Source organism: Rhodococcus sp. IEGM 27, from assembly GCF_033142305.1.
GTDB lineage: Bacteria > Actinomycetota > Actinomycetes > Mycobacteriales > Mycobacteriaceae > Rhodococcus_F > Rhodococcus_F oxybenzonivorans.
On the sequence record NZ_JAWLSG010000001.1, the window covers coordinates 1,035,517 to 1,060,871 of the forward strand.

Genomic DNA, 25,355 nt, shown 5'->3' on the forward strand with positions numbered 1-25,355 from the left:
AGCACAGTACCAAGAAGAAAGCCCCTCTGGGACAGCCATCTCGGCACCGACTCTGCGATCCGGATCACGTGAAGTCATGCCACCTCCCCGCTCCAGTTCGCCACGAGCGCCGTCAACTCCGCGGCCCACCTCGCCACGGTGTCGAACTCCAGCACTGCCGAGGAGAAGGAGAAGTAGGCGTGCACCGCCCCCTCTCCGACAGGCTCGTAGAAGCTCAGAGTCAGGTCTGCATCCGGCACTCCGACCGGCACCGGCATCAACCCGTCCAGCGCACCGAGATGCGACAGGCGTGCCTGCTCGTGATGCACCAGCATGATCTGCGGACGCATCACCCTCGCGTCGCCTTCGCCGAGGGCGTCGACGACCTCGGCGAAGGCGATGTCCTGATTGTCCAGGGCATCGAGGTTGTTCGCACGGATACGCCGCAACAGCTCCGTGAAATCCGGTTCTCCACTCGTGTCCGTCCGCAGCACAACGATGTTGAAGAAGCAGCCGATCAGGTGGTCCAGTGCCTCCTCCGGGCGTCCCGCTACCAGAGAACCCATGGGAATGTCCGTACCGGCACCGTGCCGCGTCAGGACGGTCGCGAGCGCCGCCTGCAACACCATGAAGAGGCTGGTTCCGGTACGGCTCGCCAGCGCATCGATCGCGGCGTGCAGATCCGCGTCGATCTCCACGGGCACGATCTCCGCCTGCGGCGCGGACTGCGAAACCGGGCAAGGCAACTCCAACTGCGCCGGTAGTCCGGCCAGCCGCTCCCGCCAGTACGCGAGCTGTCGGGCGTGCCGACTGCCCGGGTCCGCCGGGTCGCCCAGAAGCGACCGCGACCACACGACGTAGTCGGGGTAACTCACCGGCAGCGGTTCCCACTCCGGGGCATTGCCGTCCGAACGCGAGGCGTACGCCCCCAGCAGATCCCCGAGCAACGGCACCACCGACCACTCGTCCACCGCGATGTAGTGCATTGCGAGAAGCAGGGCCTGGGTTCCGTCCGCGCCGCCGACGAGATAGGCACGGAGCGGCGGCTCCTCGGTGAGGTTCATCGGCTTCTGGGCCAGCGCGAAGACCGTGCGGTGCACGTCACCTTCGCCGACGTCGACCACGTCGAGCGTCGGCGGAACCGCTTCCTGCGCAATCACGGTGCCGTCGATCTCGACATACACGGTGCGCAACGGTTCGTGACGGGACGCGACATCGCCCAACGCCTGCGCCAGGATCACCGGATCGACCGTCCCGCCGAGTTGCAGGGACAGTGCATGACTGGCCGTCGCGTCGCTTCCGGCCGCGCGGAACTGGTTCCAGAACCGGCGTTGCGGACCGGACAACGGCACCACGTCCGGGCGTGGGTACGCCGGTGCGAGCACCGGCCTCCCGCTTCCGCCTGCGGCGATCACGATCGCCGAGAGTTCGGCCACCGTGGACCGGTCGAAGATGTCGCGAATGCCGATGTCGACACCGAATCGCTGACGAATCCTGCCCACCAACCGCATCGACGCCATCGAGTTTCCACCCAGGTCGAAGAAGTTGTCGTGAATTCCCACCGACGGCAGGTGCAGTATCTCCGCGAACGCCCCGGCGATCTCCTTCTGCTCCGGCGTCTGGGGGGTACCGTCCCCCGTCAACGCGGACCAGTCCGGCCGAGGAAGCGCCTTGCGGTCGAGCTTTCCGTTCGGCGTCAACGGCAGATCGCCGTCGAGCACCACGACCAGGGTGGGCACCATGTAGTCGGGTAGTCGTGTGGCCACATGCTCGCGCACGGCCCGTGGGTCCACGGCGTCGGACAGGGAATCCTCCGACGGGGTCACATAGCCGACGAGCCGGACGATGTCGCCCTCTCTGTCTGCCACCACAGCAGCCTGCTTGACACCCGGATGACTCCCGAGCGCTGCGATGATCTCGCCGAGTTCGATGCGGAATCCACGAATCTTCACCTGATCGTCGACACGCCCGAGGAACTCGATGTTGCCGTCTGCCCGCCAACGCGCCCGGTCACCCGTCCTGTACATCCGCGAACCCGCGGCCCCGAAAGGCGAAACCACGAAGCGTGCCGCGGTGAGGTCGGGCCGGCCCAGATACCCACGTGCGAGCCCACGCCCGGCGATGTACAACTCCCCCGCCACCCCGGGCGGGACCGGCTGCAGGCGGTCGTCGAGCACGTACGCCTGCTCATTGGGGTCGGGGATGCCGATCGGCACGGCCGAGGTCCAGCCCGGTTCGGCCTGCCACAGAGTGTTGTTGACGGTGGCCTCCGTGAGCCCGTACGCGGCGAGGAGATTGAGCCTCTCCGCCCATCGGCCGATCAGCTCGGGCGGCACCGTTTCCGTGCCCACCAGCACCGTGCATCCCTCGGGGACGACGCACCCTGCGGGAAGCGCCGCCAGCAGGGACGGCGGGATGATCGCGTGCGTCACCGCGTGCTCGGCCATGAAGTCGGTGAGTTCGGGTCCTGCCACCCTGGCGTCGTCCGGGACGATGACCAGACGTGAACCCGTGCACAGGGCCATCGACAGCTCGAAGACCGCCACGTCGAAGCCGATCGATGCGAACTGCATGACCACCGAACCGGGCACCAGTCGCATCCGCTCCTGCGCCGTGGCCACCAGGCTGGGGATGCCGTCGTGGGTGAGGATCGCGCCCTTCGGTTTTCCGGTGGAACCCGACGTGTAGATGACGTACGCGGCGTGGTCCACACCTCGCGGCGGACACGGCAGATCTTCGCCGTGCGCGGTGTCGAGTTCGGCGAGAATCGATGCGTCGTCGAGGAGGACGCGGCTCAGCCCGTCGACCTCCGCGATGCGCGGGCTCTCCGACACGGTCGTCACGAGTACCTGCGCGCCGGAGTCGGCGAGCATGTACGAGATGCGGTCGGACGGATGGTTCAGGTCCAGCGGCAGATAGGCGGCACCCAGCTTCAGTGCGGCGAGAACCACGGCCACCATGTCCGCCGACCGCGGAACAGCCAGTCCGACAACGCTCTCGACCGACACCCCGCGACGATGCAGCAGTGCCGCAATGCGGTCGGCGCGTGCACTCAATTCCGCATAGGACGCCTGACCGTGCTCGTCGACCACAGCGACGGCGTGCGGAGCGGCATCCACGTGGCGTGCGAACGCCTCGTAGAACGTTTCCTCCGCCACGGGCAGCGCGGTGTCGTTGAACCCACGCACCACCAGTTCTCGTTCGTCGTCGAGGAATACGTCGAGATCACCGACCGGAACGTCCGACTGCACTGCGACCGTGTCGAACACGGAGATCAGTCGACGTGCGATCTTCGCCGCGGTGTCGCGGTCGAACAGGTCGCTGCCGTACTCGAGACGCAGTTCCACCCGGTCCTCGTCGAGGTACTCGGTGAAGTTGAACACCAGGTCGAACTTGGCGGTGCGCTCCTCGAACTCCACCGGAGTCACCGAAAGACCGGGTGCGAGAGCAGCATCCGCCGTCCGGCCGTGGTAGCCGACCATCACCTGGAACAGCGGATTCCGGGCCAGGGTGCGGCCGGGATTGATCTTCTCCACCACCGCTTCGAATGGCACGTCCGAGTGCGCGAACGCCGCCAGGTCGATGCCGCGGACCCGACCCAGCAACTCGTCGAACGTCGGATTGCCGGACACGTCCGTCCGCAACACGACGGTGTTGACGAAGAACCCGATCAAGTCGTCGAGACCCTGCTCGCTTCTGCCCGCGACGGGTGCCCCGATCGGCAGGTCGTCCCCCGCACCGAGCCGGTGCAACAACGCCGCGGATGCCGCGTGCATCACCATGAACATGGTCGTGCCGGTGGCGCGCGCCAAGGTACGGAGCGAGCGCGTGGTGGCGGCGTTCAGCACCGTTTCGATGGCACCACCCGAAAAGCTCGGTCGCGCCGGGCGGGTGCGGTCGGCGGGGAGCACCAGTTCTTCGGGTGCCCCGTCGAGGGTCTTCGCCCAGTAGTCGAGTTGACGGCTCACCAGGCTCGACGGGTCCTGCGGATCGCCGAGCATCTCCCGTTGCCACAGGGTGTAATCGGCGTACTGCACGTCGAGCGGTTCCCATGCCGGTGCCGCATTCTGCGCCCGGGAAGCATAGGCCGTCATCAGGTCCCGGAGGAACGGCCGGTCCGACCATTCGTCGGTGGCGATGTGGTGCAACACGATCGCCAGCACCTGCTCGTCACCGATCCGGATCAGGGCCGCTCGGATCGGGATCTCCGTCGCGAGATCGAACGCGCGCCCGACCGTGTCACCGACCAGTCGGAAGAGTTCGGCATCCGTGCCGTCCACCACGCAGACGTCGGGTCGCACATCGCCGAGGATCACCTGCACCGGTTCGCCGTCGTGCTCCCCGAACACGGTGCGGAGCGATTCGTGCCTCGCCACGACGTCGGCCAGCGCCTGTGCCAGCAACCCGGGATCGAGCCCGTCCCGCAGTCGCAGCACGATCGGGAAGTTGTAGGCCGCCGAACCCGGGTCCATCTGCTGGAGAAGCCACAAACGTTGTTGCGCAGCCGAAAGCGGGAGATTTCGGGGGCGCGGTCTCGCGGTCAGCACGGAACGCGTCGACCCCGTGTTACCCCGGATGCGGTCGGCCAGTTCGGCGACGGTGGGCGCCTCGAACAGGTCGCGCATGACGAGGTCCGTGTCGAGGGCGGCCCGGGCCCGGCTGATCAGACGGGTGGCCAGCAGCGAGTGCCCGCCGAGGTCGAAGAAGTTGTCGTCGACACCCGGGGTCGGAACGCCGAGGATGTCACCGAACAGGTCGGACAGCACCCGTTCGGTGGTGTCCCGCGGCTCGGTGCGTGCACCGGCGTCGACGCCGAGCACCTCCTCCGCAGACGGGAGTGCCTTGACGTCGAGTTTGCCGTTGACGGTCATCGGCAACGACTCGACCTCGATGACCGCGGCCGGGATCATGTAGTCCGGCAGGGTTGCGCGCAGCGCCCGTGAGTACTTGTTAACATCCCGCGGTTGATAAGTACTCACGGGGACGGTGTAGCCCACGAGCCGCTTGAAACCACCCGGGCCGGTATCGACGACCACTGCGGCCTGGCGCACGTCGTCCAACGCTTCGAGCGCCGACGCGATTTCGCCGAGTTCCACCCGGTGGCCGCGGATCTTCACCTGATCGTCCGTGCGGCCGAGGAAGTCGAGATTCCCGTCCTCACGGCGGCGGACCAGATCGCCCGTCCGATACATACGTACGGATGTGCCGAACGGATCGGCGACGAACCGCTCCGCCGTCAACGCGAACCGGTCGAGGTAGCCGCGCGCCAGCCCGACACCGGAGATGTACAGCTCACCGGGAACACCGTCCGGGACCGGACGCAGCCAGGCGTCCAGTACATACGCCGAGGTGTTCCAGATGGGAGTTCCGACCGTCGGAGTGACGCTGTCGCCGGTGCCTGCCCCGAGGGTGTTGATCGTGTACTCGGTGGGGCCGTACAGGTTGTAACCGCACGTTCCCTCGGTGTCCCGCAGACGGTTCCATACCGAATCCGACACGGCCTCACCGCCGAGCAGCACGAGAGGTGGCCGATGGTGTCCGTCACCGTCGTCGAGCAATCCCTCCTCGATCAGGTGTTGCGCGTACGTGGGCGTGACGTTGACGACGTCGATCCGATGGGTGTCGCAGTAGGACACCAGGGCTTCGGCGTCGCGGCGGAGGTTCTCGTCGCAGATGTGGACCTCGTGGCCTTCGACGAGCCACAGCAGTTCCTCCCACGACATGTCGAACGCGAACGACACGGTGTGGGCGATGCGCAGACGCCGGCCACCCGCGGCGCTCACCACCGGTTCGAAGATTGCCTCGCGGTGGTTGAACTGCATGTTGGTCAGACCGCGGTACGGGGTGACCACACCCTTCGGCTTGCCTGTCGATCCCGACGTGTAGATGACGTACGCCGGATGGTCCAGCCGTCCCGGCGTCCCCGGCACGAAGCTTCCGAGTTCGTCATCGGACAGCGGCTCCGAAGACACGGTGTCGAGAAGCGCGGTATCGACCGCGAGGACGTCGACGTGGGCCGCGGCCAGCGTGCCCGCGACCTCGGCGGTGGTCACCAGGGTGACCGGGCGTGCATCGTCGAGCATGCCCACCAGGCGTTCGGCGGGGTGGTCCAGTTCGAGCGGCAAGTAGGCGGATCCGGTGCGCAGCACGGCGAACAACGCCACGACCATCTCCACCGACCGCGGAACTGCCAGCGCGACAATCTTCTCGGGGCCGGCGCCGTGATCGAGCAGGAGCCGCGACATGCGGTTGATGTCTGCGTCGAGTTCCGCATACGTCACCGTGCGGTCCCCGAAGACGAGAGCCGAGTGGTCCGGGCGCTGCCGGGCGGCGTCTGCGAACAGGTCGGCGATGGTCGCGTCGGGCAACGCTCTGGTCGCCGGCGGGGTGACCGCGGCCCCACCGGGAATACTGCCCACCATCCCGGACATGTCGGTGGACCACTGTGCGAGCAGGTCCACGAAGCGGGCCAGCATGGCTTCCACCCGCGACTGCGACACGCGATGGGGATGGAATTCGAACTTCACCTTCACGCTGGCGCCCGGCGTCACGACGACGGTCAGCGGGTAGTGGGTGTGGTCGATGCTGTCGCCGCCGCTGATGTCGTGGGCGGCGTTGAGCGCCGACACCTGCTTCTCATCGACGAAGTTCTGCAGCACATACAGCACGTCGAAGAGCTGCCGATGGTCCGAGACGCGCTGAATCGAGGCAAGACCGAGGTAGTCGTACGGGGTCAGCGCCAGCCGCTCGGACTGCGCCCGGCGCAGCAGCTCGGTGACGGTCTCGCCGGGACGCAACGTCAAGCGGACCGGGACCGTGTTGAGGAACATGCCGGCGACGGCGTCGAGGCCCGGCACCTCGGGGGGCCGGCCGGCCACCGTGGTGCCGAACACCAGGTCCGCTCTTCCCGTTTCGATCCCGAGTACGACGGCCAGTGCCGCATTGAGTACGGCGTTGAAGGTGACACCGGCACCGCGGGCGGCGGCACGAAGGCGCTCACTGAGGTCCGCATCGAGCACGGCGTCCCGACGTTGTGGCGGCTGTGGGTCGTCCACCGCTGCCGCGGCCACCAGGGTGGGTTCCTCGAGTCCGCGGAGGGCTTCCGTCCATGCCGCCTGCGCTGCGTCCGGGTCCTGTGCGGCCAGCCAGGTCAGGTAGTCCTCGAAGGTCCCCTCCGGGGAACCGAAACTCGAGTCGTCGCCCGCCGAATCGTAGAGGGCGAGAAGTTGACTCACCACCAGGCCGTTGGACCAGCCGTCCCACAGCAGGAACTGCCGGTTGACCACCAACCGGTCGTGATCGTCGGCGAGATGGAGAACCATCACGCGCCACAGCGGCGGAGCCGTCAGATCGAACGGCGTCAGACGGTCGCGGGAGGCCAAATGCTCGGCGTAGTCGGCCCGTTCGGTGTCACCCAGATCCCGAAGATCGTATTCGGTGATCGGCACGTCGAGCCCGGCGCTGACGAATTGCACCGGAGCCGAGAGCCCGTCACTGACGAATCCCGCCCGGAGCGTGGGGTTGCGTCGTTGCAGGGTGCGCAGCGCAGCGGCAAGGCGGTCGGGGTCCAGTCGGTGCGCGAAATCGAGCGAGAACTGCGCCGTGTAGATGTCCGAACCTGCCGCGAACCCTGCCTGGAAGTACAACCCTTCCTGAAGTGGTGACAACGGGAGCACCGTCTCCACGCCTGCAGGGCAGGTCGCCGCGATGCGGTCGATCTCATCCTGGGTCAGGCGAACCAGCGGCAGATCCGACGGGGTCAGTAGCGCCGGCCCACGATGTTCGGATACCGACTCCGCCAACTCGCCGAGAGCCGACGCCCAACCCTCGCTGAGCGCGATCGCGTCGTCCTCGCTCAGGTCGTCTCCCGACCAGGCGAAGACGGCGTGCAGCTGCGAACCCTGTTCACCGTCTTCGCAGAGCACGTTGATCACCAATCGGTAGGGCGCGCCGAAATCGGAATCGGGGTCCGAGAGGAGGGAATCGGATTCGGCCGCCGGGCTCCACGGCCCGGACACCGCGTGTGGCATCCGGCCCAGGTAGTTGAACAACACCTGGGACTCGGACCGCGACCCGAGGAGTCGAGCGGTCCGCGCGTTGAGGTACCGCAACATGCCGTATCCGATGCCGCCGTCGGGCGCCGCACGCAGCTGTTCCTTGACGGCCTTCAGGGTGTCGAGTGGGCCGCCGGCGCTAGGCAACCGCACCGGGGCGACGTTTGTCAGCCAGCCGACCGTGCGCGAGAGGTCGAGTCCCGGAACCAGTTCCTCGCGGCCGTGCCGTTCGAGGTCCACCACGAGGTCCTGGTTGCGTTCGCTCGCTGCGCGCCACCGGTCGACGGCCAGCCGCAGTGCGGCGACCAGCACGTCCGTGACGTCAGCGCCGACCGCTGCGGGAACGGTGGTCAGCAGCGCGTTCGTCAGCGCGGAGTCCAGTCGCACGGTGCGACGAGCGCCACTGCTCACCACCGCGGTACCGGAGACACCGGGGACGAGGTCGGCGCCCGGCGCGGTGACCTCGAGCCAGTGGTCGAGTTCGGCGAGACGTGTCGGCTCGTGCGCCTGTTCCGTGACGATGCGCGAGAACGTCCGCAGCGACGTGGGCACCGGATCGAGTGCCGCGGCCTGTCCGCTGTCGGCGGCCACCCAGGCCATGGCGAGGTCTTCGACGAGGATTCGCCAGGACACCCCGTCGACGACCAGGTGATGGGCGACGAGCAGAAGCCTGCCGAGCTCGTCCGGTCCCGCGTCGAACCAGACGGCCGACACCATGATCCCGCTGTCGGGGTCGAGCCGGTCGGTGGCGGCGTCGGATTCCGCGGCCACCAGCTGACGCAGTGCCTTGTCGTCGAGTCCGGTCGCGTCGACCCGGCGGATCGACGCCTCCGCCGTCTCCGTGATCTCGAGTGACCAGACTCCGGGCGCATGCCGGATCAGGTGCTGGCGAAGCCCGTCGTGATGGGCGATCACCGAGCGCAGCGCGGAAGTGAGCACGTCGCTGCTGGTGCCGGCCGGTGTGTGCAGGAGAACGGCCTGGTTGAAGCGGTCTTTCTCGCCGCTCCACTCGGACAGCCGGTGGACGACGGGAAGCGGCAACAGCGCCCCCGTCCCCGACTCGACAGGCACTGCGGCCTCGGCCACGGCGGCCGGCGTGTCACCTGCGAGCCTCGCGAGGGCAGCCGGTGTCCGCTGCTCGAAGATCTGGCGCGGGGTGATCGTCAACCCCTCCCGCCGTGCGAGATTGACGAGCCGGATGGCCAGGATGCTGTCTCCACCGAGCATGAAGAAGTCGTCGTCCACCCCGACCACGTCGAGCCCGAGGACCTCGGCGAAACGGGCGGCGAGCATTTCCGCGGTGTCGTTGCCGCCGGCGTGTGCCGACGCGGCCGGAGCCGGGAGGGCGGGCGCGGGAAGAGAGGTGCGATCCAGCTTGCCGCTCGGGGTGAGCGGGAAGGCGTCGAGGATGACGAAGAGGACGGGCACCATGTACTCGGGCAGAGCGGAACTCAGCCGGGCACGAACGTCGTCGAGGTCGATGTCACCCACGAGGTAGCCCACCAACTGCTGCCTGCCCGGCCGGTCCGAACGGACGACGGCGGCCGCCTGCCGCACTCCGGGACAGGCCGACAGGTGCGCCTCGATTTCGCCGAGCTCGATTCGGAAGCCCCGCAGCTTCACCTGATCGTCCACTCGGCCGACATACTCGACGGCTCCGTCAGCATTGATCCGTGCGATATCGCCGGTGCGGTACATGCGAGTACCGGAGGGTGAGAACGGGTCGGCGACAAACCGCTCCGCACTCAGCGCTGCCCTGCCGAGGTATCCGTCGGCCAGCTGCAGACCCGACAGATACAGCTCTCCCGATGCACCCGGCGGCACCGGATGCAGGTACCGATCCAGGACGTACAAGCCGGTGTTCGACGTCGGGAAGCCGATCGGCACCGACGACGCTGCAGCGTCGATGTTCTGCACCGACGCCGCGTAGCTCACCTCCACGGAGGCCTCGGTCGGCCCGTACAGGTTGTCCACTTCCACACCCGGCAGCACCTCGGCCACCCGCCGTGCCGACGCCACGGGCAACGCCTCACCGCTGCAGGCGATGATCCTCAGCCCGGTGCACCCGGCCGCGGCAGGCTCGGCGAGGAACGCCTCGAGCATCGTGGGGACGAAATGCACTCTGGTTACCGACTTTTCGACGATCACATCCGTGAGATAGCCCGGATCCTTGTGTCCGTCCGGTCGCGCGAGTACGACGGTAGCGCCCGCGAGGAGAGGGCCGAAGAGTTCGGGCACCGAGACGTCGAAGCTGGCCGGAGTCTTTTGAAGCACCCTGTCCGATGGGGTGATCGGCCGGAACGACTGCATCCACAGCAGTCGGTTGACGATACCGGCGTGCGGCACGACGACGCCCTTGGGCCGACCGGTCGAACCGGACGTGTAGATCACGTACGCGGGATGGCCCGGCGAGCCCGTCTCGGGCAGCGGCGCCGACGAGTAGTCGTCCGCTTCGCTGACACGCACCTGGGGAACGCCTGCGTCGGTGACGAGAGCGGCGGTTCCGCTGTCGGTGACCACGCACACCGGGTGCGCGTCCTCGAGCATGTATGCCAATCGCTCTGCGGGGTAGCCGGTGTCGAGCGGCACATAGGCTCCGCCCGCCTTGCCGATCGCCAGCAGCGACACCATCAGGTCGAGTGAACGTGGCAACGCCACGGCCACCCTGGACCCCGGGTAGACGCCACGCTCGATCAGCAGCCGCGCGAGACGGTTGGCCCGGGAATGCAACTCGGCATAGGTAAGTTGTTCGTCCTCGAACACGACGGCCACCGCGTCGGGTGTTCGGGCTGCCTGCTCCGCGAGAAGAGCGGTGAGTGTCGTGTCGGGCAACGCCGGACGCGCATCGGGCACGGCCGGGTGGACCGGTCGACGTGAAGCCAGAACCACACTCGACACTGCTTGGTCGGCGTCGCGAGTGACCTCGCGAAGATAAGCCACCATCGATTCGGCGAAACGGTCGGCTGTCGCCGAATCGATGCGTGTGGCATCGTATTTCAGCTCGAGGACCACCGTGTCACCGGGCACGACGATCAGCGTCATCGGGTACGGCGGGTGCTCGTCGAAACGCACGTTCGTCAGGTGTACGGAGCCGGACGGGTCGGTGGCAGCGCCGTCACCCAGCGGATAGTTCTCGAAGACGACGAGTGTCTCGAACATGGTGTGCAAGCCGGCATCGCGGCGCAGTTCGGCCAGTCCGACATGCTGGTGGTCGAGCAACGCCGATTGCTCGTCCTGCCATCGCGTGAGCGCCTCGGCCACCGTTTCGGTGGGCCGATACCGTAGTCGCGCCGGGACGGTGTTGATGAACAACCCCACCATGGATTCGATTCCGTGCAGGTCGCCGCCGCGCCCGGACACCGTGGAGCCGAACACCACGTCGTCCGTGCCGGTGAGTCGGCCAACGACAAGTCCCCAGGTGCCGTGCACGAGCGTGCTCAGGGTCAGTCCGCGGGCCCGGCCGACGGCCACGAGTGCGTCGGTGTCCGCGGCCGGCAACGCCACCTGCACGCTGCGAATGCCGGACTCGCTCGGGGACGCGGTGCGGGGCAACTCCACCGGCTCCGGTAGGTCCCTGAGCGCTTCTCGCCACACCTCGAGGGACGCGTTCCGGTCGCGCCCCGCCAGCCATTCGAGGTAGCTGCGGTACGGGGTGGGCGCCGGCAACATCGGCGGTGTACCCGACGTGCCGTAGAGGGCCAGCATCTCGCGCAGCATCACCGGCACCGACCACCCGTCGGCGATCACGTGGTGGATCGACTGCAGCAGAAGATACTTCTCCGACTCCAGTCGGGCGAGCGTGTAGCGCAGCAGCGGCGGCCGGTCGAAGACGAAGCCTCGAGAGCGGTCCGCGGCAAGCACCTCCTCGATCCGGTGGGACGGGTCCGCGACTTCGGTGAGGTCCAGCACGTCCATCGGTACCCGGACACCGTCGCGGATCACCTGCACGATCCGGCCGTCCGACACGGACGAGATTCCGGTGCGCAGCGCAGCGTGCCGATCGACCACGGTCTGCAAGGCCCGGTGTAGTGCGCTGGGGTCGACGGGGCCGCTCAGCTCGATGACCTGTTGCACCACGTAGGGGTCCGAATCCGTGTCCTCGAACGCCGACTGGAAGTAGATTCCCTCCTGCAACGGCGTCAGCGGGAGCACATCGGACGGACCCGACAACGCGTCGACGTCGTGCTGTGTCAATCCGACCAGCGGGAAGTCCGAGGGCGTGCGCCCGCCCAGGCGTTCGATCCCGGCTACGGCCGACAACGCCGTGGTCCACTCTTCGGCGAGCGCCTCGACGTCGTCCCGCCCGAGAATTCCGGGCGCCCAGGTGAAGGAGGTGCTCAGCACCGGCCCGTCCCCGCCGTCTTCGGCAATCACGTTCAAAGTCAGGACGTGCCCGAGCGGCATGCGTGGGTCGTCGGCGCCGCCCATCGCCTGAGGCAACCAGTCGACCTCTCCCCCGGCCGCGACTCGGCCGAGGTAGTTGAAGAGCACCTGAGGGGTCGGCGCGTGCCCGAGTTCCGGCACCGAGTCACCGAGGTAACGCAGTGCCCCGTAACCGAAACCGGCTCCCGGGATGCTGCGCAGCTGCTCCTTGACGGCCTTCAGCGCCGACGCCAGCGCCTCGTCGCCGTCTGCCCCACCGGGGTCGATCGCCACGGGATACACCGTGGTGAACCAGCCGACGGTCCGAGACAGATCGACCGCCGGTCCACCGGGCGTGCGCACCAGGTCTTCTTCGCGTCCGTGCCCTTCGAGATCGAGCAGGACCGGACCGGGCACGGCCTCCGCTCGACGACCGGCCCGCCACCTCGAAGCGGCCACGGCGAACGCGGTGAGCAGCACGTCGTTGACCGATCCGGAGAACGCCGCGGGTACGGCCGAAAGCAGCGGGCGGGTGAACTCGGGCGAAAGTGCGACCGTGAGAGTTTCGGCCTGACCGGCCAGATCGACCGCGGGGTCGAGTGGACGGGATCCGAGCATCTGTTCGGGAGTCGACGTCACTGCCTTCCAGAACGGTAGCTCGGCATCGAAAGATCCTGTGTGTGCGCGTTCTTCGAGCAGCGCAGACCACCGGCGTAACGACGTGCCGACGGGCGCAAGGGCGGGCTCGGCACCGGAGATGAGAGCAGTTCCCGCCTGCGCCAGGTCTTCGAGAATGATGCGCCAGGAGACGCCGTCGACTACCAGGTGGTGCCCGATCAGAAGCAGCCTGCCCGGACCGGAGGCCGCCCGGAAGAGGACGGCCTGCAACATCACGCCGGCGTCAGGATCGAGCCGGTCGAGAGCTGCCTCGGTTTCGCCGTCGAGCCGCTCGGAAAGGAGCTGATCCATCCTGCCCTCGACCTCGACGACGCGCAGCACGTCGGGTGCAGAGGAGGGATCCCAATGCGGCACCGACAGTGTCCACCGCTTCCCGCGAACCAACCGTGCTCGCAGGGCATCGTGCCGCTCGACGACGGCCGAGAGCGCTTCGCGCGCACACTGTTCGTCGAATTCGAGCGGGGTCTGCACCAGCACCGACTGATGGAACCGGGTGATCTCGTCTCCCGCCTCGCTGATGCGGGCGAGGATGGGAGTGCCGGCGACAGCGCCGAACGCGATGTCGTCCGTGTCGACCGCTGCCACCTCGCGTCCGGCCTCGGCCCGGGCGAGCGCTTCGGCGGTGCGGAGTTGGAACACCTCGCGCGGACTGATCGACAACCCTTCCCTGCGGGCATGGTTCACCAACGAGATGGCGACGATACTGTCGCCGCCGAGGGCGAAGAAGTCATCGGTGACCCCGACCGACTCCACCCCGAGGACTCCGGCCATCAACGCGCACAACGACTCCTCGACGGCGGTACGCGGGGCGACCTTGTTCCCCGCCGCGCCGAAATCGGGTTCCGGCAGGGCCCGCCGATCCAGTTTGCCGTTGGCCGTGAGCGGAAACCGGTCGAGAATCACGAAAGCCGACGGCACCATGTACTCGGGCAGTCTCGACGACGCCCACGTCCGCAGTTCGGAATCGTCCAGTGCCGAACCGGAGTCGGGCACGAGGTAGGCGGCGAGATACTTGGCGCCGGTCGGCGTCTCCCGCACCACCACGGCGCTGTGCCGCACGGCGGGATGCGCGGCGAGTCCCGCCTCCACATCCTCGAGTTCGAGGCGCATCCCCCGGATCTTCACCTGATTATCGGCGCGGCCGAGAAAGTCGAGCGAACCGTCGGGGGTCCACCGGGCCAGGTCACCGGTGCGGTAGAGGCGTGAACCGTCGGCGGCAAAGGGATTGGCAACGAAGCGTGCCGCCGTCAGCGCCGACGCTCCGACATACCCGCGTCCGAGCAGGAATCCGCCCGCGTAGAGCTCACCACTCGCACCGAGCGGTACCGGGTTCAGGTGGCCGTCCAGAACATAGAGTTGGGTGCCGGGGTTGGGGCGGCCGATCGACGTCGCGATCCGTGCGGCGTCTTCCCGGTACACGACGTGAGACACACCGATGGTCGCTTCCGCCGGACCGTAACCGTGATACAGCGTCGTCGACAACTGAGCGCGGAAACGTTCGAACAGTTCCGGTGTGAGAACCTCACCGCCACACCACACATGCTTCAGTACCGACATCCGATCCGTGCCCCGCGACAGGTCGAGAAGTACATCGAGCATCGAGGAGACGAGGTAGACGAACGTCACCGACTCCTGCGCGATGAGGTCGAGCAGGTACTGAGGGTCGCGCTCCCCGCCGTGTTCGGCCACCACCAGCCGCCCACCCGACACCAGTGGCAGCAGAATTTCGTTGACCGAGATGTCGAAAGACAAGGGGGCCTTGAACAACGACGCGTCCCCGGTTCCGAAATGCAGAATTTCGTCACGCTGCCACAGCAAGCGGGCGCACACCGCGTCGTGGCGAATCATCGCACCTTTGGGCCGGCCCGTCGATCCCGAGGTGAAGATGACGTACGCCAGTCGGGCACCTTGCACGGTGAGAGCTGGCAGGTCGGTGGAGTAGCCCGCGTACGCCCAGTCCGCCAGGTCGACCGGGACGGCGCTGCCACCGGCGTCCGCCACCCCGCCGGGTCCGGTGAGGACGAGGCCCGCCCCCGCGTCCTCGAGTACGGCAACGCGACGATCCTGCGGCCACGACGGGTCGAGGGGAACGAAGGCGCCGCCCGCGCACACCACGGCCAGGAGCCCGACCACCATCTCGGCCGAGCGCGGTAACCCCACGGCCACAACGTCTTCGGATCCCACGCCACGAAGCCGCAGGTGCTGGGCGAGCTGAGCCACCCGTTCACCGAGCTCGCGATAGGTGAGGCGGATCTCGCCGGCGACCAGCGCCTCCGCATCCGGGCTGCGTCGCACTTGCTCCTGGAACAGTTCGGGGATCGTCGCCGACTCCTGTGCGCGCCCAGAGTCGTTGAATTCCGTCAGCAGTTGGTGACGTTCGGCCTCGGTCAACGGGTCGAGAGTGGAGATGGTCGCGGAAGGGTCGGCGACGAACTGGCCGACGAAGTGTTCGAGCCGGCGACGGTGTTCCTCGAGTTCGGCGTCCAGGCCGTAGGGCGCGCGTAGATCGATTTCGATGGCTTCCGAATCCTGTCCTCCGCGAATGGAGAAGTCGAGGTCCGATACCGGTCCAGTGGCCGAACTCCGCACCCACGCCGGGAACCCGCCGAACGTGAGCGAATGCTCGAACATCATCGAATTGATACCTGGTCCGAAAATCTGCCGGTCCGGGTCGATCGATCGCAGGTCCCGGGCGAGATCTTCACCGCGGTAACGGCCGTGCCGCAGCACCGAGACGAGTGTCGTGTCGATTCGCCGGGCCAGCGCGCCCACAGTCATGCCGGAATCGACCTGAATCCGCAACGGCAGGATGGTGGAGGCCATCCCGGGCACCCGGCGCATGTCGCGCCCAATCCGCGCCGCCATCGGCAGCGACAACGTGAGGTCGCGCCTGCCGGTGATCCGGTGGATGTACGCCACCAGGATCGCGAGAGGGAGCCGCGTGCGGCGGATTCCGGCGTCGGCGGCAAAGGCGTAGAGGGCGTCGGCGTCCTCCCCGTCGATCTCGACTACTGCCGAAATCGGTGCTTCCGACCGGTCCTCGACAAGAGGGAGCAACCGCGGGGGTTCCGGTGCGTCGATCACCTGCTGCAGCCAGAATTCGCGATCGGCTGCGAATTGCGCAGACCCGCGGTATTCGCGATCGGCGGCAAGCAGCGAGTCGAGGGGCCAGGGGCCGGCGGCGGTCTCGAGATCGGGGTCGTCGTAGCGCTCGACGACGTCCGCTACCAGCCGTGTGATGCCATAGCCGTCGATGATGCTGTGGTGATATCGCTGGTACCAGATCAACGATTCGTCCCCGGTGCGCAGCAGGGCGTGGTGGAACAAGGGCTCCTTGCTCCCTACAGAGACCACGGTCTGCATGTCACGGTCCATCCAGGCACGCGCACTGGACTCCGGATCCTCGTCGGCGCGCAGGTCGACGACGCTCAGGGACCAATCGTCGGGGGATGTGGGCACCTGCAGGAGCTCGTCGTCGTCTCCCCGCTCGAAACGCACGTGCAGCGCCTCGGCACGTTCGACCGTCTTCCGGACAGCGGCGATCGTGCGGTTCAGATCAATCGGACCAGCGACCTCGACGACCAGCGACAGGTTGTACACCGGGCTGCCCGGGTGCAGCTCCTGCCCCACCCAGACCTCGGACTGCGCGGCAGTGAGGGGCAGCGCGGTCGGCATAGAAGCAGACGTATGCGCGCTCTCTGCAGAGAGGAACTGAGCCTGGGCAGCCGCCGAGTGGTCCGGTGACATGGTGATCCGATCGTCCGTCGAGAGTGCTCGTCGCACGACCAGCACCCGACGGAGTTTAGGTTAGGCTACCCACCAGCAACAACCGATTCCCAGTTTCTTCACAGGTGCCAAATATCACTGTAACGCCGGCGGCTCAACCCTACGTCGACCGGAACGCTCAGTCCGCGAGGAACTCCAGCAGAACCTTGTTGATGACCTCGGGCTGCTCGAGGTAGCCGTAGTGCCCGACATCTGGGATCTCGTAGTAGCGAGCCGACGGGATGGACTCGGCGACCTCACGAGAGAGATACGGCGGGATCATCCGATCGTCGGCAAACCCGACCGACAGACACGGTGTGGTAATCGCCCGGTACGCCTGCCGGCGGTCGAACGTGCGGTCCATCTCCATCTGAGCGCGCACACCGGCGGACGTCCTGCCGCCACTGAACTCGAAGAGATCGAGCCAATCCCTGGCGGTGTGCGGGTCGACGAGCGAGGCCGGAGACAGATTCATCACCGCGGTGACCGCCGCCCGGTATTTGGCCGGAAGCTCGACGCCGCTGTCGTGCAGCGCGCGCTCGCCCTCGGTGAGTGTCTGCTGGAAGTAGTCCATGCGGGCATGACCGGCGAGGAAGGCGGCCTTGTAGACGAGGTCCGGGCGCGACAACGCGAGTTCCTGAGCGACCCGGGCACCCATCGAGGTGCCGACAACTCGTGCGGGCCCGCCGCCGAGGTGTTCGATCAGTGCCGCGGTGTCCGCAACGAGGTCATCCATCGTGATGCCCTCCACACTCTCGGCGGAAGGAGCGATGCCGCGGTTGTCGAAAGTGCAGACCCGATAGCCGGCGTCGACGAGCGCGGGGGTCTGGTGAAGATCCCACACACGTCCCGGACTGCCGGTGCCCATGATGAGTACCACGAGATCGCCGGACCCTTTGACCTGGTAGTTCAAGGATATTCCGTTGATCGTGGCGATCGTCATGTCTGCCTTCCTTCCAAGGGCGCTCTCCCAAATTGGGTTGGATAGCCTAAGCTCGCATTGCTGCCGCTTCTGTGCGGCGCTGATCGTCAAGCTCGTCCAGGAGGACCGCGTTGAGAGTCGCCACACTCGGATATCAAACCTGGGGTCACCGTACCCTGAAGGCCCTGCTCGAGTCGGAGCACGAGGTCGTCCTTGCGATCACGCATCCCAAGAGCGAGCACGTCTACGAACAGATGTGGGCCGACTCCGTCGCAGATCTGGCCACCGAGCACGGCGTCCCTGTTCATATCGCGAACAAGCCCGACGAAGATTTCAAAGCGGCCCTGAAACAAGCGGACCCCGACATCATCGTCGCCAACAACTGGCGCACGTGGCTGCCGCGGGACGTATTCGACTCGCCCCGCTACGGCACCCTCAACATCCACGACTCCCTCCTGCCCAAGTACACGGGATTCTCACCGCTCATCTGGGCGCTCATCAACGGTGAAGACGAAGTTGGGCTCACCGCGCACCTCATGGACGAAGAACTCGACGCAGGCGACATCGTCCTGCAGCGGTCCACCCCGGTCGGACCCACGGACACCGTCACCGACCTGTTCCACCGCACCGTCGAGATGATCGGACCGATCACCCTCGACGCCCTCGACCTCATCGCGTCCGGCCGCACCGACTGGACACCGCAGGACCGCTCGCAGGCCACCTTCTTCCACAAGCGGGCGCCCGAGGACAGTCGCATCGACTGGACCTGGCCGGCCGACGCCATCGAGCGGCTGATTCGCGCGCAATCCGACCCGTATCCCAACGCCTTCACCCATTACAAGGGCCAGCGCATCAGAATCCTCGAGGCCGCAGTGTCCGAGGGCAACTACGGCGGAACCCCCGGGCGTGTCTTCATCCACGAAGGCGACGGCATGGTCATCGTCGCTGGACCCGACGCCCGCACCGGCAGGAACAAGGGACTCAAGATCCGGCGCGTCCGACTCGACGACGGCACCGAACTGGCCGGCACCGAATTCTTCCCCCACGGCGGCGGCTACCTAGGCTGAACGTCTCGCGCGGACACCATCCAAGGGCGAAAGTGCCATTCACCGCCTCAGGAGCGCCGAAAGGTACATTCGCCCGTAATGTTCCAGGGGTCAGCGCCCCTCCCACGCCGACCAGAGCTGCGCGTAGCGGCCGCCGGCGTCGACGAGTGCAGAGTGCGGTCCTTCCTCCACGATCCGGCCGTGTTCGAGCACGACGACGCGGTCGGCAGTGGCGGCCTGGGTGAGCCGGTGCGCCACGATCAGCGTGGTCCGACCGCGGGTCGCGGCCTCGGCGGATGCCTCGAGGTCCCGTGCCCCGGCGCTGCCGGCCTCGGCAGTTGCCTCGTCGAGCACGGCGACCGCGGGATCAGCGAGGACGAGGCGGGCCAGAGCCAACTGCTGTGCCTGCGCAGCAGTCAGTTCGTGCCCACCCTCGCCGACGACGGTGCGGACACCATCGGTGAGCGCGTTCACCCAGTCGGCTGCACCCACCGTCTTCAGTGCCATGGCCGCGTCCTCCTCGGAGGCACCGGGGGCCGCTAGGCGCAGGTCGTCGATGAGAGGCCCCGCGAATACGTGTACCTCCTGGCTGACGATGGCCACCCGACGGCGGAGTTCGCGCGACGACAACTCCGACAGCGCGGTGCCCCCGATGCGCACCGAACCCGACGTGGGGACGATCGACCCGGCGGCAATCGCTGCGACAGTGGTCTTCCCGGCCCCTGTCGACCCGACCAGTGCGACTCGTTCGCCGTCCTCGACGCGCAGGCTGATGCCGTGCACCACGTCATGCTCGCCGTCGTAGGTGTGCCGGACTTCGACCAGTTCGAGGGTCGATTCGGCAGCAGCAGGGACCCCTGCGACGCCACCGGCCTCGTCTCGCCGAGCAACCACCCCGACGAGCCGCGCGAGGCTTGCGCCCGCCGACTGCACCTCGTCGAAGGTGTACATGAGCATGCCGATCGGATTGAACAATCGGTGGAAGAGCAGAGCAGCGGTGGTGGTCTGTCCGACCGTCACGAGGTCGCGTTGCACCAGCGCGAAGCCCACGGCGAGGATGGTCGCCAGACCGACGAATTCGGCTCTGTTGCCGCGACCGGCGAAGCGGGTGAAGAGTGCGAACACGCCGACGGACAGATTCCGGGTTTTCCGCGAGGCGTCGTCGATCTGTCCGAGGTGAAGGTCTTCGAGACCGTAGGCCCGCACCGTGCGGGCACCCTGCATGCTGCTGATCAGCGCTTGCGAGCGCTCGCCCATCGCCACGCGTTCGCTCGCGTAGACGGGGGCCGACCGCGGGAGATACCAGCGCATCGCGAGCGCATACATCGGCAAGGCCACCATGCCCGCGAGCCCGAGACGCCAGTCGATGCCCAGCATCGTGACGATGCTCAGCAGCACCAGAAGTATCGCCGTCACCAGGTTGGGCACCACATCGCTCACGGCCTTGCCGATCACCGCCACGTCGTCGCCCACCCGGGACAGCAAGTCGCCCTTGCCAACGCGTTCGATCGTCTGCACCGGAAGCCGTAGCGCCCGGTCGACGGTCCGCTCCCGCAGGTCCGCGAGGATCCCCTCGCCGAGACTCCGGATGAGGAACGACGCACAGCCGGCGCAGACTCCGCCGATCACAGCGGCCGAGGCGATCACCGCGACCACCCACCCGATCGTCGACGGTGGGGCGCCGGCCTGCACTCGGTCGACGAGGACACCGAACACGTAGACGGGCACCAGTGCCATCCCGGCGGCAGAGGCCGCCACGAGCAGGGTGAGCAGGCTTCGTCCGCGCCGCCGGCCCAGCTCGGTTCTCAGCCATACCCAGGTATCGCGTGCGGACGCGATGGGGAGCAGTCCACTCATCGCAGCACCGCCCGCCGGTAGTGCGCGTCCTCGGCGGCCAACTGTGCGTGCGTGCCCTCGGCGACGACCGTTCCCTCGTCGAGGACGACGACGCGTTCGGTCACCGACAGCAACGCAGGACTGCTCGTGAGGAGGATGGTCGTCTGGCCGCTTCCCGCGGAATCGCGGTGCCTCGAGTCGGCGATACCTCCGGCGATCATGTGTTCGGTCACCGCGTCCACCGCCGTTGTAGGGTCGTGCAGCACCAGCACCGGAGACCTCCTCATCAGCGCCCGGGCGAGCGCAACGCGCTGGCGTTGCCCGCCGGACAAGGACGCCCCGCGATCGGTCACCTCGTGGTCGAGACCGTCCGGGTGTGCATCGATGACATCGACCGCTGCAGACGCCCGCAGGGCCGCCTGGACCTCGGCTTCCGGCGCATCCGGCCGGCCTGCGGTGACGTTCGACGCCACCGTTCCGGAGAACAGGTCACCGTTGTGGGGTTCGACCAGCACAGTCCGTCGCGCGTGTCCCAGCTCGGCATCCGAGAGTCGGACGCCGCCGACGGTCACCTCTCCCTGGTAGCGCTCGGGCGGAACCTGCCCGGACAGCAGCGCGGCCAACGCCTCGGCGTCCTGCGGCCGGTAGGCGACGACGCCGAGTAACTCACCGGAACCGACCCGGAGGTCCAGCGCTGTGAGAGACCGGTAGCTCACGCCCGACAACGACAGCTCGCTGCCGGCCGGGATGAGGCCGGAACCCGCGGGCAACAGCGGTTCGGCGTCCAGGACCAACGCCACCCGATCTGCCGATGCCCGGGTGAGTGCGAGAGATCCCGGCAGACCCGCCAGGACGCCGAGCGGTTCGATGAAGAACTGTGAGAGGCCGACGACGGTGATCAGTTCCCCGATCGTGATCCGCCCTTCCAGAGCGAACCAACCCGCGAATCCCGCGATCCCGACGGCGAGCAGTGCGCTGACGGTCATCGACACGCCGGTGAACACCGCCGAGCTTCGCGCGGTGTGGAGGGTGGCGTCGAGGGCATCCCGGCTCGCGCTGCGGTAACGCTGCGACGCAGCGTCCTCGGCGCCGATCCCGCGGAGGGGACGAAGCCCACTCACCAGGTCGGTGGCCATGCCGGAGGCCCGCGCGACCGCGGCTTGCTGGTCGGTGGCTCGTCGGGTGATGAGCGGGGCCGCACGTTGCAGGAGACCCAGGATGACGGGCGTTCCGACGAGGACCGCAAGCCCGAGCGGGACGTCGATGAGTAGCAGGGCGACAGCCGAGCCGACGGCTGCCGTGAGGGCCGAGGCCGCGCGCGGCACGATGTCCGCGATGAAGGCGGACCGATCTGCGTCGGTCGAGGACACCGAGAGCAACTCCCCGGCGCGCAGGTCGGTGCGCACGCCGCGGGGGTCGAGTATTCGGTGCGCCACCTCCATCCTCAGCCGGTGTCCCTCGTTCTGCATCACCAGCACGAGGAATCGGGCACCGAACCGCCACGCTGTGGTGAGAACGACAAACAGCAGGGCAAGAGCACACAGCCAGACCACCAGCGCCGACGTATCGCCCGTCGCCACCGCGCGGTCGACGATGACGCCGATTGCGATCGGCACGAGCGTTTCGGCCACCTGATGCAGGCAGACCAGAACTGTGCCGATACCCAGGCGCACACGATTGCGCACCAGAGCTCGACGCAGAATTGCGGCGCCACCAGTCTTCACGCAGACAACTCCCACCCTGACGGTTCCCGACAAGTAAGCAGACCCTAACTAGAGGAACACTATCGGAAGGGCAACTAGCGTCGACGTGCCCGGTTCTCATAGAGTCGCCGATACGAACTACTGCGTTGACGCAGCAGCAAGCCCCGAGAGGACAAGAATGGCCGCGAACACGACCGCCGAGACCGACATCGCGGACGAGGATCTCGAACCCTTGGCCGACGAGACCGCCCGCCAGGCACAGCGCGTTGTCGCTGCATACGCCGAGGACGCCGACGAGTGCAGGATGCTGCTCTCGATGCTCGGAATCGGGCCCACCGCCAAGCTCGACTGATAATTTCATCCACTCCGACCGCGAAGGAAGCCCGTGGCACTCAGCTCGGAATCGTCAGTTTCGTCATCGAGTTCGACATCTGACCCTGTCTCCGGGCAAGCCACCTTCGTCGTCGTGGCGAATCGACTCCCTGTCGATCTCGAGCGGCTGCCGGACGGCACCACCAAGTGGAAGCGGAGCCCCGGCGGACTCGTCACCGCGCTCGAGCCGATCCTTCGCCGTAACAAGGGTGCATGGGTCGGCTGGGCGGGTGTCGCAGACGCCGATCTGGAGCCGGTCGTCGAGGACGGGCTCGAGCTCTACCCCGTCCCGCTGAGCGGCGCCGAAATCCGCGACTACTACGAGGGCTTCTCCAACGCCACCCTGTGGCCGCTCTACCACGATGTCATCGTGAAGCCGGAGTACAACCGCGACTGGTGGAACGCCTACGTCGAGGTGAACCGGCGGTTCGCGGAGGCAACGTCCAAGGCGGCGGCGCACGGTGCCACCGTCTGGATCCAGGACTACCAGCTGCAGCTCGTGCCGAAGATGCTGCGTATGCTCCGCCCCGACCTCACGATCGGCTTCTTCCTGCACATCCCGTTCCCGCCGGTCGAACTGTTCATGCAGATGCCGTGGCGGACCGAGATCGTCGAGGGACTTCTCGGTGCGGATCTCATCGGATTCCACCTCCCGGGTGGTGCGCAGAATTTCCTGTTCCTCGCTCGACGCCTCGCCGGCCAGCCGACGTCGCGCGGCACTGTCGGTGTCCGCTCCAAGCTCGGTGTCGTGCAGGTCGGCTTCCGGACGGTCCGCGTGGGAGCGTTCCCCATCTCCATCGACTCCGGCGAGCTGGACGAACAGTCACGTTCCAAGTCGATCCGCGACCGTGCGAGACAGATCCGTAAGGAACTGGGAAACCCGCAGCACATCATGCTGGGCGTCGATCGACTCGACTACACCAAGGGCATCGACGTCCGCCTTGCTGCGCTGCACGAACTCCTCGACGAACACCGGGTCGACCCGGCGAACACCGTGCTGGTGCAGTTGGCCACGCCCAGCCGCGAGCGGGTCGACAGCTACGTCCAGATGCGCGACGACATCGAGCGGAAGGTGTCGCGCATCAACGGTGAGTACAGCGAGGTCGGCCGGCCGGTGGTGCACTACATCCATCGCCCGATCCCGCGCGAAGAACTGATCGCCTTCTTCGTGGCCGCCGACGTGATGCTCGTGACGCCACTGCGCGACGGCATGAACCTCGTCGCCAAGGAGTATGTGGCGTGCCGCAGCGATCTCGGCGGCGCCCTCGTGCTCAGCGAGTTCACCGGGGCGGCGGCCGAACTCCGGCAGGCGTTCCTCTGCAATCCGCACGACCTCGACGGTGTCAAAGACGCGATGGAACAGGCGTTGAACCAGCCGCACGAAAGCGGTCGCCGGCACATGCGTGCGCTGCGTCGGCAGGTGCTCGCGCACGACGTCGACCGCTGGGCGAAGGCATTCCTCGACGCACTGTCGCACAGCGGTGCGGCCGGGCCGGCGTTGATCGCGCCGGCCGAGGCCGACGAGGCCGAGTACGCCGACCACATCACCGACGCCGACGAGGCCGGTTACACGACCGAGGACAACTGACTGCGGCGTCCTAACTGACCCGACGTGACCAGGAACGCGACGAGGTCGCGGATCGTCTCGTCGGCGGGACGAGGGACGTACCCCAGTTCGGACGCCGCCTTCGCACCGTCGATGACCGGTGCCGCGAGCAGCGCCGCCATCGCCGAGCGGGACAGCACATCGGAACCGAACCTGGCTCCGATGGGTTCCGCGAGGGGCAGCACTCGTTCGATCACGCTGAGGGGGAACGAATACATCGGTCCACGCCGACCTGCCGCTCGGGCGGCCTTCCGCACGGCGTCGTGCATGCCCAGCATGTGCCCCGAGATCAGATAGTTCTCCCCCGTCCGCCCCTTCTCCCCGGCGGCGATCAACCCGGCGGCCACGTCGCGAACGTCGACGAAGTCGAACGCTCCCTGCACCGCGGCAGGCACCCGGCCACGAGCAGCGTTGCGTAGCAGGCTGTTTACGCGGGAGAGACCATAGTCCACGGGGCCGTACACCCCGGTGGGGTTACAGATCACCGCGTCGAGACCGGTATCGATCACCGCACGCAGTTCGATCTCACCGGCCCATTTCGACCTGTCGTACACGGGGATCGACGCGTCCACTGATCGCGGCGACTGCTCGTCGAGCACTCCGCCGCAGTTGCTCTGATCGAACGAGTGCACGGAACTGCAATGCACCATCCGCCGCACACCCACGGCAAGCGCAGCCTCGGCCACGGTGCGGACGCCCTTGGTGTTAATGGTCCACGCCAGGTCGTCCTTCTGCGCGAGGGTGATCATGGCGACGAGGTGATAGACCACCTCGACACCGTCCAGGGCCCTCTTCATCGATTCCACGTCGAGCACGTCGCCGTTCACCCACGTGACTCCCCCGGGAGCGTGCTCGGAACGGATGCGGTCGATGGCGGTCACCTCGTGCCCGGATCGGACCAGGAGATCGAGCAGATTGGTGCCCACGAATCCTGCGGCCCCGGTTACAGCAACTTTCATCGACGACTCCCCGTTCGGTTGTGGCCCTGCGACACAACGTGATGCGTCGGCAGTCGGCCCGGAAGCCCCGACA

At 67.3% G+C, this 25,355-nt stretch carries 8 protein-coding genes; 3 read left to right on the forward strand and 5 right to left on the reverse strand.

Translation table 11 applies throughout. From position 1 onward, the window contains the following. Positions 1 to 74: 74 nt before the first annotated feature. Together R4P95_RS04945 and R4P95_RS04950 are read right to left on the reverse strand one after the other, a co-directional pair. Positions 75 to 16,820: a non-ribosomal peptide synthetase gene (locus R4P95_RS04945; protein WP_317743948.1), complete on the reverse strand. Its 16,746-nt coding sequence runs from the start codon at positions 16,818 to 16,820 to the stop codon at positions 75 to 77. Positions 16,821 to 16,977: 157 nt separating this feature from the next. Beyond that, a complete protein-coding gene (locus tag R4P95_RS04950; protein ID WP_109326929.1) occupies positions 16,978 to 17,781 on the reverse strand; it encodes an alpha/beta fold hydrolase in 804 nt (267 codons plus the stop codon). Between the two features lie 110 nt (positions 17,782 to 17,891). Here R4P95_RS04950 and R4P95_RS04955 point away from each other — a divergent pair, with 110 nt between their 5' ends. Then, positions 17,892 to 18,827 carry a methionyl-tRNA formyltransferase gene (locus R4P95_RS04955; RefSeq protein ID WP_317743745.1) on the forward strand — a complete coding sequence of 312 codons (936 nt, stop codon included), beginning with the start codon at positions 17,892 to 17,894 and terminating at the stop codon, positions 18,825 to 18,827. Positions 18,828 to 18,917: 90 nt separating this feature from the next. Here R4P95_RS04955 and R4P95_RS04960 read toward each other — a convergent pair whose 3' ends face one another. Then, a complete protein-coding gene (locus R4P95_RS04960; RefSeq protein WP_317743747.1) occupies positions 18,918 to 20,663 on the reverse strand; it encodes an ABC transporter ATP-binding protein in 1,746 nt (581 codons plus the stop codon). Continuing rightward, positions 20,660 to 22,366: an ABC transporter ATP-binding protein gene (locus R4P95_RS04965; RefSeq protein ID WP_317743749.1), complete on the reverse strand. Its 1,707-nt coding sequence runs from the start codon at positions 22,364 to 22,366 to the stop codon at positions 20,660 to 20,662. The genes R4P95_RS04960 and R4P95_RS04965 overlap by 4 nt, the downstream gene beginning before the upstream one ends. A 157-nt stretch (positions 22,367 to 22,523) precedes the next feature. On the opposite strand from R4P95_RS04965, the gene R4P95_RS04970 reads away from it, so the two are divergent. After that, positions 22,524 to 22,697, forward strand: coding sequence for a hypothetical protein (locus tag R4P95_RS04970; protein WP_201453505.1), 174 nt, complete (start codon positions 22,524 to 22,526; stop codon positions 22,695 to 22,697). A gap of 33 nt (positions 22,698 to 22,730) precedes the next feature. Continuing rightward, the gene (locus R4P95_RS04975; protein WP_213573706.1) at positions 22,731 to 24,305 is read left to right on the forward strand and encodes a trehalose-6-phosphate synthase; all 1,575 of its coding nucleotides are present in this window, start codon (positions 22,731 to 22,733) and stop codon (positions 24,303 to 24,305) included. Here the strand turns inward: R4P95_RS04975 and R4P95_RS04980 are convergent. Further along, complete coding sequence (locus R4P95_RS04980) at positions 24,284 to 25,282, reverse strand: NAD-dependent epimerase/dehydratase family protein (RefSeq protein ID WP_213573708.1); 999 nt, start codon at positions 25,280 to 25,282, stop codon at positions 24,284 to 24,286. The two genes, R4P95_RS04975 and R4P95_RS04980, sit on opposite strands and share 22 nt — an antisense overlap. Positions 25,283 to 25,355: the final 73 nt, after the last annotated feature.

What these genes read in the sequence shown, in the direction of transcription:
- R4P95_RS04950 (WP_109326929.1), bottom strand. Translation starts at nt 17,781, where the DNA reads ATGACGATCGCCACGATCAACGGAATATCCTTGAACTACCAGGTCAAA.
- R4P95_RS04970 (WP_201453505.1), top strand. Translation starts at nt 22,524, where the DNA reads ATGGCCGCGAACACGACCGCCGAGACCGACATCGCGGACGAGGATCTC.
- R4P95_RS04980 (WP_213573708.1), bottom strand. Translation starts at nt 25,282, where the DNA reads ATGAAAGTTGCTGTAACCGGGGCCGCAGGATTCGTGGGCACCAATCTG.
- R4P95_RS04945 (WP_317743948.1), bottom strand. Translation starts at nt 16,820, where the DNA reads ATGTCACCGGACCACTCGGCGGCTGCCCAGGCTCAGTTCCTCTCTGCA.
- R4P95_RS04960 (WP_317743747.1), bottom strand. Translation starts at nt 20,663, where the DNA reads ATGAGTGGACTGCTCCCCATCGCGTCCGCACGCGATACCTGGGTATGG.